The 12819-nt window shown below is 58.9% G+C and carries 12 protein-coding genes; 3 read left to right on the forward strand and 9 right to left on the reverse strand.

What is annotated here, in order from left to right:
• Nucleotides 1-16: 16 nt before the first annotated feature.
• Nucleotides 17-682, reverse strand: a complete 666-nt coding sequence (locus tag DWX75_RS05670; protein ID WP_118015367.1) for an N-acetylmannosamine-6-phosphate 2-epimerase — start codon at nt 680-682, stop codon at nt 17-19.
• A gap of 239 nt (nt 683-921) precedes the next feature.
• On the opposite strand from DWX75_RS05670, the gene nagA reads away from it, so the two are divergent.
• On the forward strand, nt 922-2067 hold the full coding sequence (nagA, locus tag DWX75_RS05675; protein WP_118015368.1) for an N-acetylglucosamine-6-phosphate deacetylase: 1146 nt from the start codon (nt 922-924) through the stop codon (nt 2065-2067).
• Nucleotides 2068-2159: 92 nt separating this feature from the next.
• Here nagA and DWX75_RS05680 read toward each other — a convergent pair whose 3' ends face one another.
• Nucleotides 2160-3038, reverse strand: a complete 879-nt coding sequence (locus DWX75_RS05680) for an aldose 1-epimerase family protein (RefSeq protein ID WP_118015369.1) — start codon at nt 3036-3038, stop codon at nt 2160-2162.
• Between the two features lie 237 nt (nt 3039-3275).
• Here DWX75_RS05680 and pdxS point away from each other — a divergent pair, with 237 nt between their 5' ends.
• Together pdxS and pdxT are read left to right on the forward strand one after the other, a co-directional pair.
• The gene (gene pdxS, locus DWX75_RS05685) at nt 3276-4160 is read left to right on the forward strand and encodes a pyridoxal 5'-phosphate synthase lyase subunit PdxS (RefSeq protein WP_118015370.1); all 885 of its coding nucleotides are present in this window, start codon (nt 3276-3278) and stop codon (nt 4158-4160) included.
• A gap of 1 nt (nt 4161) precedes the next feature.
• Entirely contained in the window at nt 4162-4728 is a 567-nt protein-coding gene (gene pdxT / locus DWX75_RS05690; protein WP_118015371.1) for a pyridoxal 5'-phosphate synthase glutaminase subunit PdxT, read from the forward strand.
• A 55-nt stretch (nt 4729-4783) separates the two neighbouring features.
• Here pdxT and DWX75_RS05695 read toward each other — a convergent pair whose 3' ends face one another.
• The 7 genes from DWX75_RS05695 to ilvA all read right to left on the reverse strand — a co-directional run bounded on the left by DWX75_RS05695 (nt 4784) and on the right by ilvA (nt 12622).
• Nucleotides 4784-5551, reverse strand: a complete 768-nt coding sequence (locus DWX75_RS05695) for an NlpC/P60 family protein (RefSeq protein ID WP_199497528.1) — start codon at nt 5549-5551, stop codon at nt 4784-4786.
• 47 nt (nt 5552-5598) lie between these two features.
• The gene (locus DWX75_RS05700) at nt 5599-5961 is read right to left on the reverse strand and encodes a metalloregulator ArsR/SmtB family transcription factor (RefSeq protein ID WP_118015372.1); all 363 of its coding nucleotides are present in this window, start codon (nt 5959-5961) and stop codon (nt 5599-5601) included.
• 30 nt (nt 5962-5991) lie between these two features.
• Nucleotides 5992-7092, reverse strand: coding sequence for a DUF871 domain-containing protein (locus DWX75_RS05705; protein ID WP_118015373.1), 1101 nt, complete (start codon nt 7090-7092; stop codon nt 5992-5994).
• 12 nt (nt 7093-7104) lie between these two features.
• Nucleotides 7105-8535 (reverse strand): PTS transporter subunit EIIC, encoded by a 1431-nt coding sequence (locus tag DWX75_RS05710; RefSeq protein WP_118015374.1) that lies wholly within the window; start codon nt 8533-8535, stop codon nt 7105-7107.
• Nucleotides 8536-8538: 3 nt separating this feature from the next.
• The gene (gene murQ, locus DWX75_RS05715) at nt 8539-9480 is read right to left on the reverse strand and encodes an N-acetylmuramic acid 6-phosphate etherase (protein WP_118015375.1); all 942 of its coding nucleotides are present in this window, start codon (nt 9478-9480) and stop codon (nt 8539-8541) included.
• Nucleotides 9481-9593: 113 nt separating this feature from the next.
• Nucleotides 9594-11126, reverse strand: a complete 1533-nt coding sequence (locus DWX75_RS05720) for an L-lactate permease (RefSeq protein WP_118015376.1) — start codon at nt 11124-11126, stop codon at nt 9594-9596.
• Between the two features lie 242 nt (nt 11127-11368).
• Nucleotides 11369-12622 carry a threonine ammonia-lyase gene (gene ilvA / locus DWX75_RS05725; protein ID WP_118015377.1) on the reverse strand — a complete coding sequence of 418 codons (1254 nt, stop codon included), beginning with the start codon at nt 12620-12622 and terminating at the stop codon, nt 11369-11371.
• Nucleotides 12623-12819: the final 197 nt, after the last annotated feature.

The following is a 12819-nucleotide window of genomic DNA, read 5'->3' on the forward strand; positions in this document are numbered from 1 at the left end:
GATGAAATCCTCCCAATTATTTTAAGATATCGACAAATTTTTTGGCAATTAACTGCGGGCGGGTGATCGCCGAGCCGACGATGGCACCGTAGGCACCGCACTGATAGGCAAGTTTCAGGTCTTCAGGCGTATTGATGCGTCCTTCCGCGAACACGGGGATGGAGAGCTCGCCGGCCATGCGGGCGATGAGGCCGAAGTCCGGACCCTCGAACTGCGGCGTGTACGGCGTGTAACCGGACATCGTCGTCGATACGCAGTCAAAGCCGATCGCTTCGGCATTGCGTCCCTCGTCATCGTTGGAGATATCCGCCAGGGCCAGGCGGCCGGCTGCATGGATCATATCCAAGAGATCCTTCAGCTTTTCATCGCCGGGACGCCGGCGCAGCGTGGCATCGAGTGCGATGATCTCGCATCCCGTCTCAATCAGGTCCTCGACTTCTTCATGAGTCGGCGTGATGTAGATTTCCGAGTCCTCGTAGGGATGCTTGATGAGTCCGATGATTGGAAGACCGGTCACCTTCTTGATCTCGACGATATCGCCGGTGCTCTGTGCGCGGATGCCGACGGCACCGGCCTGTTTGGCTGCCAGGGCCATGCGTCCCATGATGAATGAACTGTGCAGGGGTTCATCCGGCAGGGCCTGACAGGAAATGATCAGTTTGCCTTTGAATTGTTCCAGCATATTTGCCTCCTTGCGTGCTCATACAGCAGATACTGCCATCTGCCGGCCGGCTGAATCGCTGGCCTATCGGATTACATAGACAAGTATAGCACTGACTTCTCAGAAATGCAATAAAATTTCATAATAAAAATAAAAAATATCTTATTAATGAAATTTATTTTCTAAATTGAAGGCGTGTGGTATAATGATGACAAAGGATGATGCTGCTATACAGCAGCTGCAGCATACAGGAGGAACATATGAAAGCAATCATAAATGGCAGACTTGTCCTGCCGGATACGACCCTGGATCATCACGTTCTCTTATACGAAGGAGATACCATTGCGGACATCGTCCCGCAGGATGCGGTGAATCTGGATAACTGCGAAACGGTCATTGAGGCAGAGGGAGCCTTCGTGATGCCGGGCTTCATCAATGAACACATCCATGGCTGTGCCGGCGTGGATACGATGGATGAAGATGCGGAGGCCCTGCCGAAGATGCAGCAGGTGCTGCCGGCAACGGGCGTTACGTCATTTTTGCCGACGACGATGACGTACGACCGGCCGCGCATTGAAGCGGCACTCGGGAGAATTCGGCAGGCCAAGGGGAATCCGGGTGCACGCATCCTCGGCGCGCATATGGAAGGCCCGTTCATCAGCAAGACGTATAAGGGCGCACAGAAAGAATCAAATATCTCAGTAGCAGACTTTTCCTGGCTGGAGCCGTATGACGATGTCGTCAAGATCATTACGCTGGCGCCGGAAACATTACAGGGAAAGGCTTTCCTTGAAGCGTGTGCCAAGCACGATATCATCGTCTCGGTCGGTCACAGCGCAGCCACGTATGAGGAAGTGCGGTCAATCATGGCGGACTGCCCGTTTTACCACATCACGCATCTCTTCAATGCGATGACGCCGCTTCATCACCGGAAGCCGGGCATCGTGGGCGCGGCGCTCCTGGACCCGCATGCGCATTGCGAGCTTATTTGCGACAATCTCCATGTACATCCGGCCGCGCAGGAACTCGTTTACCATATGAAGGGGCAGGATGGCATCATCCTGATCACCGATTCGCTCCGGGCCTGCCTGCTCGCCGACGGCGAGTCGGAACTCGGCGGACAGAAGGTATTCGTCCGTAATGGAGAGGCGCGTCTGGCAGACGGCACGCTGGCGGGCAGCATTGCGCCGATGCATGAGGTCGTCCATCACTTCTTCGTGAACAGCAAGGCCCCGCTGCATGAAGTAGTGGCCATGGCTACGGTCAATCCGGCCCGGGACCTCGGCGTCTGCGACCGCCTCGGTTCGCTCGCAAAAGGCAAGCTGGCCGATATCGTGATCATCTCGCCCGATGATTTCCGCGTAAAAAAGACCCTGATCGGCGGCGAAATCGTCTATACGGCATAAAAAAAAATCCCGGAAGTCCAGCTTTGCTGGATTTCCGGGATTTTTTGTGCCGGCATCATCTGCCGGTCTTTTTGTTTGTTTTCTTTATCTGCTCAGCCGATCTCAATCGTATAGGTGAAGCTCTGTTCCCCACCGGCTGCGAGGCGCTCGCTGCCCTCACGCTCGGCGAAATCGCCGTTGAAATCCTCGTAGTCGGCATGGCCGTGCCACGGCTCGAGGCAGAGGAATGGTGCACCGCCCTGCGATGGCGTCCAGAAGCCCCAGAACGGGAAATCCTTCGCGATGACGGAGAGGGATTTTTCGCTCTTGGTCGAACGGATCGTGACTTTATCGGAGCGAAGGTTGTGGTAGGCGAGTACATCGTCCTTGAATTCCTCGAAATTGAGCGGCAACTTCGTGCCCTTGAGCGGCTTGTCGCCAGCTGTGCGCAGGAACTGGCCCTGGGCATTAAGCGGCATGTTCGGTGCATCTTCCTCCTGGTTGAATTCCAGATAGCAGTCGGCGAACGTTTCGCCATGGACAATCGGGCAGCGGTAGGCACCGTGTGCGCCGATGGAATAGATCATCTCGTGGTCATCGTGATTGCGGACGGTCCAGATGACCTTTACCTGTCTGCCGTGCAGTTCATAGGCCACGACGAGCTCGAATTTCCAGGGATATTTCTTGAGGGACTCATCGGTCCAGAGCAGCGAGAAGGCGATGCGGTCCTTCTTTTCCTCGACGAGCCGGAAATCCGAGATGCGTCCGAGGCCGTGGCTCGGCAGCTCGTATTCCTGTCCGTTCACGCGGTATTTGTTGTCCTTGAGCTTGCCGACAATCGGGAAGAGTACCGGCGAGCTGTATTTCCACCAGGAGGGGTCGCCGTTCCAGAGGTATTCCGTTTCATCGGCGCGTTCCTTGATGGAACGCAGTTCTGCGCCATGGTCGCGGACCTGTACGCAGAGTTCGTCATTTTGAATCGTGTAAAGCATGTTTTTTCCTCATTTCTATGCAGAGATTGTTTCTATGACATCATTCGTGATGAGGTCAGTTCATTCCTGCCTGTCAGGCCAGATTCCCCATGGTATCGGCTTGGCGGAGAGGAAGCTTTTTATTTTGACCTTATAAAAATAAATAAGATTGATGCTTTTGATAATATCAGTAAAGCGTATACTGAAAGACGTAATCATTTTTTACGATAAAGAGCAAACGCGTGAGGAGGATTTCCGATGAAAGAAGAACTGGAAAACCGCTATGAGCTTAACAAACAGTTGGCCCAGATGTTGAAAGGCGGTGTCATCATGGACGTGACGACGCCGGAGCAGGCGAAGGTCGCGGAGGAGGCCGGAGCCTGTGCGGTCATGGCGCTCGAGCGCATTCCCGCGGATATCCGTGCGGCGGGCGGCGTCTCGCGCATGAGCGACCCGAAAATGATCAAAGGCATTCAGCAGTCTGTATCGATTCCCGTCATGGCAAAGTGCCGCATCGGCCACTTTGTCGAGGCACAGGTACTTGAGGCCATCGATATTGACTACATCGACGAGAGCGAGGTCTTGTCGCCGGCTGACGATGCCTACCACATCGATAAACACAAATTCCGCGTGCCGTTTGTCTGCGGCGCGCGCGATCTTGGCGAGGCTTTGCGCCGCATTGCCGAGGGGGCCTCGATGATCCGCACGAAGGGCGAGCCGGGCACGGGCGATGTCGTGCAGGCTGTGCGTCACATGCGCAAGATCAATGCCCAGATTGCCGCGCTGACCGCAAAGCGCGAGGATGAACTCTTCGAGGCGGCCAAGGCGCTCGCTGTGCCGTATGCACTCGTCCAGTACGTCCACGATAACGGCCGGCTGCCGGTCGTCAACTTTGCCGCGGGCGGCATCGCGACGCCTGCTGACGCCGCACTCATGATGCAGCTCGGTGCTGAGGGTGTCTTTGTCGGTTCGGGAATTTTCAAGTCGGGCAATCCAGCCAAGCGCGCCCGGGCCATCGTGCAGGCCGTGACAAACTACGAGAACCTGGAAATCATTGCGGAACTTTCGGAAGACCTTGGCGAGGCGATGGTCGGCATCAACGAAGAGGAGATTGAGCTTTTGATGGCGGAGAGGGGGAAGTGACATGGCAAAGAGGATTGGTGTACTCGCCGTGCAGGGGGCCTTTGCCGAGCATGAGGCGATGCTCCGTGCACTCGGTGCCGTGTGCCATGAGCTGCGCAACATGGCAGACCTTGAAGAGAAGCCCGATGGCCTCGTGCTGCCGGGCGGCGAGAGTACGGTGCAGCGCAAGATCCTGATGGAGAGCGGCATGCTCGCGCCCATTAAGTCATGGATTGAGGAGGGCATGCCCGTGCTCGCGACATGTGCCGGGCTCATCTTGCTGGCCGAGCACCTGAGCAACGACGCGCGCACGTGCTTCAGGACGCTGCCCGTCACCGTGCGCCGCAACGCCTATGGCCGCCAGCTCGGCAGCTTTGTCACGGAGGCAGAAGTACGCCATATCGGCCGCATGCGCCAGAATTTCATCCGCGCTCCCTACATCGAGCAGGTCAGCCCCGGAGTTGAAGTCCTTTCTGAGACGGACGGCCACGTCACCGCCGTGCGCCATGACCATCAGCTCGCCCTGTCCTTCCATCCCGAAGTCGGACATGATACGCGGCTGCATGAGGCCTTCCTGCATATGATATGAGGAAGCAGGCACAAAAACAGGAGATACCAATTGGTATCTCCTGCTTTGATATTCATCATTTGACGATATGTTTGCCGCCGATGTAGCGGGGCTGCCAGTAGCTGTTGGAGAGGCTGTCGATGCGGACGCCGCGGCTTGAGGAGGCGTGGATGAACTGGTCGTCGCCGAGGTAGATGCCGCAGTGCGAAGGGCCTGGCTCGTAAGTCGTGAAGAAGACGAGGTCGCCGGGTTCGAGCTGGCTCTTGCTCGTCGTGCGCAGGCCGAGGCGGTACTGGTCGTCGGCGAGGCGCGGGATGCTGATGCCGTTCTTGCCGAAGACGTACTGCAGGTAGCCGGAGCAGTCAAAGGCCTTGGGCGTCGCGCCGCCGAAGCTGTAGGGCACGCCGATGTATGACTTGGCCGTCGAGATGATGCTGCTGACCTTGCTGCGCTCGAGGATTGGCTTGTTGTTGGGGACGGTCGGGCCGTAATACGGCGCCGTCTTCTTGAGACGCTCGAGCAGAGCTTCCTTGTCCTTGATGGAGCCGTGGTGGATGGACTTCGTGTCCTTGAGGGCGCGCCAGGTCGCATTGTTGACGATGCCCGTGGCCCGGAGGTTGTTGTCCTTCTGGAACTGGGTGACGACGCGCTGCGTTTCCTCGCCAAAAATGCCGTCGATGTCCTTGATCGTGTAGCCGACGTTCTGGAGCTTCTGCTGCAGCAGCATGACATCGCGGCCCGACGAATTAAGCTTGAGGACAGGGGCGGCCAGGGCGGTCGTATTCAGTAAGAATGGGAAGAGCACGGCGCAGACGCCGGCCCGCAAGAAACGCAGTTTGTGCATAATGAGTCCTTCCTTTGTGAGACGCACAAAACAAAACGGAACAAACCTCAGGATTCCCGAACGTGCTCGAGTCCCTGATTGATGAGCTTGACGACGTGGTCGTCGTCGAGCGAATACCAGGCTTCCTTTCCCTCCTTGCGGAACTTGACGAGGCGGGCCGCACGCAGGACGCGGAGCTGGTGAGAGATGGCAGACTGACCCATCTGCAGGGATTGGGCGATGTCGCAGACGCACATCTCCTCTTCGGCTGCGAGCAGCGACAGGAGCTTGATGCGCGTCCGGTCGCCGAGAATCTTAAAAAGCTCCGCGAGCCTCAGGCTCGTCTCATCGTCGAGGCGGTGCAGGAGCGCATCCTGGACTTTATCGGGATGGGGATGATGGATTTCGCAGAGATCTTCGTTCTGGTTCATGTCTTACCAAATTCCTTCCTTGTTTATTATTTATATTATATCAGTTTGTTCCAGGAACTGGAATGAAAATTTTCTTCCAGGCGTGATGTAGGGCATGAGCTGCAGGTCTTCGGGCAGAAGCTGCGCAGCCACGTTGGTGCGCGGATCGGCAGGCTGCGCGCGGCGGATGATCTGGAGCTCTCCCATATAGCGGCCGTATTTCTCGTTGTCGATGGTGACGGCACCGATCGGGCGCTTATCGGTATGGTCCGGATGGATGGCAGATCCCGCCTGTTTCAGCAGCGGACGGCTCTCCTGGGCGCGGATGGCATCGCGCGCTTCGTCGAGGCGTGCCGTGAAGGGATGTGTTAGCAACTGGCGCTCGGCCGCGTCGGAGGTGAGCAGACGGGCCTTGAGGATCACGCGGTCGTTCTTGAGGGCGGCGAGGGCAGCAATCTCGTCTTCCGTGGGCAGGGCATCGGCGAGGAAGACGGCGTCACAGCCAAGCGCAACGAGGTGACGGGACGCGAAGCTTGTCGAGACGTCGCGATGGTCCTCAAGTGTGGGCAGCCCGTCGCCGAGCGGCGAACGACGGCGGCCGTCACGGCTTGGGACAAAGGCGCTGACGCGCACGCCGAAGCGGTGCAGCCGGATATTGGCATGGACGAGTGCTTCTTCGCTGATGCCCGTGCCGCGGCGCGGGTAGAAGTTGTGCAGGGCCTCGATGCGCGAGAAATCGGCATTGGCATCGCGCAGATGCTGCAGCACGGAGCTCGTGGTGGTCGAGGCGTTGAGCTGGATGCGCAGCTCCGGATAGCGCCGCGTCAGGCCGGCGATTTCCTGCCAGGAAAAGCCGTCGTCGAGCCGCAGGGTCGTGATGCCGAGCATGCGCAGTGCCGAGGGATTGAATTCCTTGAGACCGAGCAGCGGCAGCATGGCGGGAGAAACATCGGAAATGATTTCCATATCATGGCGGTGTGCCGCCTGCAGGAGCAGGCCGAATTCGCGCTTGAGCGCCGTCGTGTCGGTTTCCGGGATATGAAGGGAGGTAAAGATCCGGTGAATCCCGTAGCCTGCTGCCATTTCAATCAGCTGGAGGTTTTCTTCCAGTGTATTGTCGAGTCCCGGGTAGATCGAGATACCATTTTCCATGACAATCCTCCTTTATTTATGTGAAGTATCTGGTGTACGTTCCTCCGGGGGATCGTCAAAGCCGAGCAGCCAGGTTGCGGCAAAGCCGCTGACGTAGGCGGTCAGGAGACCCAGGAGATAAATAGGGATCTGGTCGGTGGCGGCAGCAAGAGGCAGACCCGAGATGCCGAGCGTCGCCGCGCCGACCATGAACGAGGCCTGCACGGCTCCGCCGAAGGCACCGCCGATGCAGGCGCCGAGGAAGGGCTTGCCGAGCGGCAGCGTGACGCCGTAGATCAGAGGTTCCCCGACGCCCATGATGCCGACGGGCAGGGCGGAAGCGATGGTTTTCTTGAGAAAGCGGTTGTGCGTCCTGCAGTAGACGGCGATGCTGGCACCGACCTGCCCGCCGCCGGCCATGGCAAGTACGGGCAGCAGGATGGTGACGCCGTAGCGGGAGAGGAGTTCGGCGTGGATGGGGGTGAACGTCTGATGCACGCCGAGCATGACCATCGGCAGCCAGGCGCCGCCCAGCAGGAAGCCCGTGATGGCGCCGCCTGAGCCGATGGCGTTCGTGGCGGCGCTGCCGATGGTATCGGAGATCAGCCCGCCCAGGGGCTGCAGGACGCAGATGGCGGCTGTGCCGGCCAGGAGGAAGGTGAAGAGCGGCGTCAGGAACAGGCTGAACATATCAGGGATGACGCGCCGCAGGCCGCGCTCGATGAGGGACTGCAGAGCTGCGACGAGCAGCACGGCGATGACGCTGCCGCGTCCCGGCACGAGGGCTTCGCCGCCGAGCTCGACCGAGGCGAGCGACGGATGGCTGATGAGTGCGCCGAGAATGCCGCCGATGATCGGGGTACCGCCGAATTCTTTTGCGGCATTGTAGCCGACGAAAAGGTTCATGCCCCAGAATACGGTGTTGCCGGCAATGGCGAGCAGCTGGTAGAGCGTGGTCTGGGTGAAGGCCGGATCGGCCTTGCCCGCTACGTTAAGGATGCCGCTGATGAGTCCGCAGGCAATGAAGGCCGGGATCAGCGGTATGAAGATGCTCGCGATGCGCTTGAACAGCAGCTTGATGGGCGTGGCGTTGCGTGCCCGTATCCTGGCGTGCAGGGCCTTTCCGTCGCCGATGGCAGCAGTCTCGGGCGATGATGCGGCATCCTCCTCTTGCGGCTTGGCGGCCTGTGCCTGAGGGGCGTCAGCTGCCTTTTCTCCCGTGATGAGGGCTTCATAGGCAGTAGTTACCTTATCGACGCGGCCGGGTCCCAGGATGACCTGGAGCTCCTCTCCGGCATCGTGGACGCCGAGTACGCCCGGCAGTTTGCCGAGCGAGGCAACCATCGCGGCATCCTTTTGCCGGAGAACAAGGCGCAGGCGCGTCATGCAATGCGTGACGGAAATGATGTTTTCCGCCGGCCCCGTCAGCAGGAAGATCTGCCAGGCGAGTGCTTCGTGGTCCATGATTCAGCCCTCCTTCCGGCAGCCTGCACCTTTGGGGCAATCTGTTGTGAACGAGCGGATGGCCTCGCGCAGGTGACCGCGGCTTTCCTGCAGGGCCTTGCGGCCTTCTTCTGCCGTGGAGCCCGTCACGACGAGCAGGATGGCGAGTTTTGCCCGGCCGTTGGCTTTCCTCAGGGCGGCTTCGGCTTCTTCGCGCGAACAGCCGCTGCCCTGCATGACGATGCGGCGGGCGCGCTCCTCGAGCTTGTGGTTGCTGGCTTTGACATCGACCATGAGGTTGCCGTAGACCTTGCCGAGACGGATCATCGTGCCTGTCGAGAGCATGTTGAGCACGAGCTTCTGCGCCGTGCCGGCCTTCATGCGCGTGGAGCCCGTGACAATTTCGGGGCCGGTGACGGGCGTCAGAGCGATGTCGGCAAGCTTTGCAATCTCAGAGCCCTCGCTGCAGGAAAGCGCGATGGTCAGGGCGCCAAGCTTTTTTGCATAGCGGAGTCCGCCGATGACGTAGGGCGTGCGGCCTGAGGCGGCGATGCCGACGAGCACATCGTCCTTCGTGAAATGGCGCGCGGCAAGGTCTTTCTCTGCAAGCGTCAGGTCGTCTTCGGCACCTTCCTGCGCGCGGAACATGGCGGCTTCGCCGCCGGCGATGATGCCCTGTACGAGTTCCGGGTCCGTGCCGTAGGTCGGCGGGCATTCGGACGCGTCGAGGACGCCGAGCCGCCCCGAGGTACCGGCACCGATGTAGAACAGGCGGCCGCCATCTGCCAGGCGCGCGGCCGTGGCGTCAATCGCCCGGGCAATCTCCGGCAGGATTTTCCGGATGGCCGTGGAAACCTTGGCATCCTCCGCCTGCATGATGGTGACCATTTCTTCTGTTGGGCAGCAGTCAATCTGCGTTGTCGCAGGATTGCGCTGTTCGGTCGTCAGTTTTCCTAAATCAATCATATTTTGAACTCCTTGTTTTCCTGTTTATTTTAGTATAACACATAATAAAAACCGGCATAGAAAAAGCCTTCCTGCCGGCAGGGCAGAAAGGCGTGAGGAGAGCGCTGGGATGGTCAGCCGACGATGTGCTGGCCGAAATAGACGATGCAGCCCATGATGATGATGAAGGGCAGATAGAACTTGACGGCGAAATGCAGCAGCCTGCCCTCGCAGCCGACCGTGCCGATGGAGGCGACGGCGATGGCGATGCTTTGCGGCGAGATCATCTTGCCGGCGCAGGCACCCGTGGCATTCGCGGCGGCAATCCAGGCCTGAGCGGCCGGCGTCGCGCCGATGGCGATGGCGGAGTCCGTCTGGAGCTTGCCGAAGAGAACGCAGGACGATGTGGCAGAACCTGTGATGAACGTACCGATTGAGCCGATGAAGGCCGCAATCAGCGGATAGGCCGTACCCGTCGCCGCGACGGCAGTCTCGGCAATCTCATGCGTCATGCCGGCATAACCCATGACCTTGGCCGTGGCGATGACGGTGATGATCGTGATGATTGTGAAGCGCAGATTGTAGACCGTGCGCTTCAGGCAGCCCAGGATCTCGCCGAAGCTGGCTCCCTGGACGCTGCCGCCGATGAACGCGGCGAGCAGGATCAGGATGCCGGGGGTGGCGACCCAGGTGAAGGTGTAGGGCTCGCCGCCGGGGCCGTCGTAGATGAGAACGCTGCTCTTGATGAGGTTCAGCGGGTCGTGGATGACCGGGACGAGCTTCGAGGTCATCAGCAGGAACACGAAGATCAGGATGAATGAGAGCCAGGCTTTAAGGCCCGAAGCGGCCGTGACTGGATCCTCATGGCCGTGCGGCGGCATTGCGTAAGCCGGGTCGTTTACCGGGACGAGCTTCGCGCAGGCGACGATGGCCGCCATGGCGCCGATGCCACCGGCGACGACGGCGAGCTCCGGCCCCATGAACATGGAGACGGCAATCTCCGGCAGCACGAAGCAGACAGCGGCGGCCGTGCACATGAGCAGCATGCCCTTGAGGGCCTTGAGCGAGTGGCCGGCCACGATGACCATGAGGAACGGACAGAGCAGTGTCAGCGGTGCGAGCTGTAGGGACGTGTACGTCGCGAGCAGCACGGGATCGATATCCGTGACGTTGCCGAGCGTGACGAGCGGGATACCGATGGAACCGTAAGCCGTCGGCACGGAATTTGCGATGAGGCAGACCATGGCCGAGAGCACCGGATTGATGCCGATGCCCGCGAGCATGCCCGCAGGGATGGCGATGGCCGTGCCGAATCCGGCCATGCCCTCGAGGAACCCGCCGAATCCCCAGCCGATGAGCAGGATGAGCACGCGGCGGTCATTGCTGACAGAGGTCAGCATCTTCTTGATGACATCCATCGCCTTCGTCTGCAGCGAGAGATTGTAGGTGAAGATGGCAGCGACAATGACGAGCAGGATTGGCCAGCATGCGAGGGCCACGCCTTCAAGCGTAGCCTGGACGGCATGCGGGATGCTCATATCATTGACGAAGATGCCGGCGGCCAGGGCAATGAGGAGTGCCAGCGGGCAGGCCTTGTAAGCCGCCATCTTGAGCACGCTCAGTGCGAGGATGAGCCAGAGAATCGGGGAGAGGGCGATCAGAAACATGGGGTCAGTCCTTTCTCATCGTATAAAGTGATGAATTTCATCTGAAAAAGAGATGAATGAGATACCTCATTATATAGACAGGATTGCAGGAAAGTCAATGGATAAAATAAAGGTTCTATATTTTTTATTCGGAGAATATTCGTTCTTTTTGGAACGGCCACCAATATAAAAACGGCCCGCTCCGGCAGATGCCGGATGGGGCCGCTTTCCTGTGCCATGTGCGATTTTTGCCGATTCAGGTATCAGTAAACTTTCTTTACATCGTAGCCGTTCTTGTTGAGCGCGGCGATGATGTGCCGAATGTGCTCTTCGTTGTGTGTCTCGACGGTTACGGTCAGCACGACCTTTTTGAAGCTGTCGGTGACTTTCGTCTGGTCGTGGTCGAGCTTGATGACGTTGGCATTTTCCTCGGCGAGGATGCGCGAGACGTTGAGCAGCTGACCCGGCTTGTCCGGCAGCTGGACGGAGAAGCAGAAGACGCGGCCGCGGGCAATGAGGGCCTTGTCGATGAGAGCGGAGATCGTCGAGATATCGATGTTGCCGCCCGAGATGATCGCGGCGACCTTCTTGCCAGAGAACGGAAGTTTGCTGAGTGCGGCGAGCGAGAGGACGCCGGCACCTTCGGCGACGAGCTTGTGCTTCTCGATGAGGGAGAGCAGCGCGTTCATGATGTCGATTTCCGAAACCGTAATGATGTCGTCGAGGTATTTCTTGCAGAATTCAAAGGTCAGCGTGCCGGCTGTCTTGACGGCGCAGCCATCGGCCACCGTGTCAGCGGAGGAGAGCGTCACAATCTTGTCGGCAGCGAGCGCCGCCTTCATGCAGGCGGCATTTTCCGGCTCGACGCCGATGACTTTGACCTGCGGGTTGACGAGCTTCGTCGCGAGAGCCACGCCCGAGGCGAAGCCGCCGCCGCCAATCGGCACGAGAATGGCGTCGACATCCTTGAGGGCATCGATGATCTCAAGTGCCGTCGTGCCCTGGCCGAGCAGGACCTGCAGGTCGTTGAACGGGTGAATGTAAACGTAGCCGTGCTTCTTCTGAAGCTCGAGGCTGTGTGCGTAGGCATCGTCGAAGCCATCGCCGTAGAGTACGACCTCGGCACCGAGGGCCTTCGTGCCCTCAACCTTGAGGATCGGCGTGGTCGCCGGCATGCAGATGACGGCCTTGACGCCGAGCTTCTGGGCTGCATAGGCGACGCCCTGTGCGTGGTTGCCGGCCGAAGCCGTGATGACGCCTTTCTTGCGTTCCTCAGGCGTCAGCTGGCTGATCTTGTTGTATGCGCCGCGCAGCTTGAATGCGCCGGTATGCTGCAGGTTTTCGGGCTTGAGCCAGACGTCGTTGTGACAGAGCTCGGAAAAGAAATCACTGTGGATGAGACGCGTCTTCCGCGCCACGCCTTCGAGCTGCTTGGCTGCATGGTAGACATCGGCGATGGTCGTCTCGGCGACAATCTCGGCATTCGTCCTGGCCGGTTTCTTGTTTTCTTCAGACATGGGGGAGCCTCCTTTGGGATAGTTCGGTGAGCTGGGCAAGAAAATGTTTACAACGTAACACTTCGCTCATTTTATTTTATCCAGTCTATCATTTTCAGCGGAAAACTGTCAATCGAAAATTCTTTGAAATCCTCCACAAGTTTTTGGAGAATTTAGAGGAATTTGCCCATGATTGAGCGAATTATAACCATACATAG

Origin of the sequence: Mitsuokella sp. AF21-1AC (assembly GCF_003458855.1) — a bacterium.
GTDB lineage: Bacteria > Bacillota > Negativicutes > Selenomonadales > Selenomonadaceae > Mitsuokella.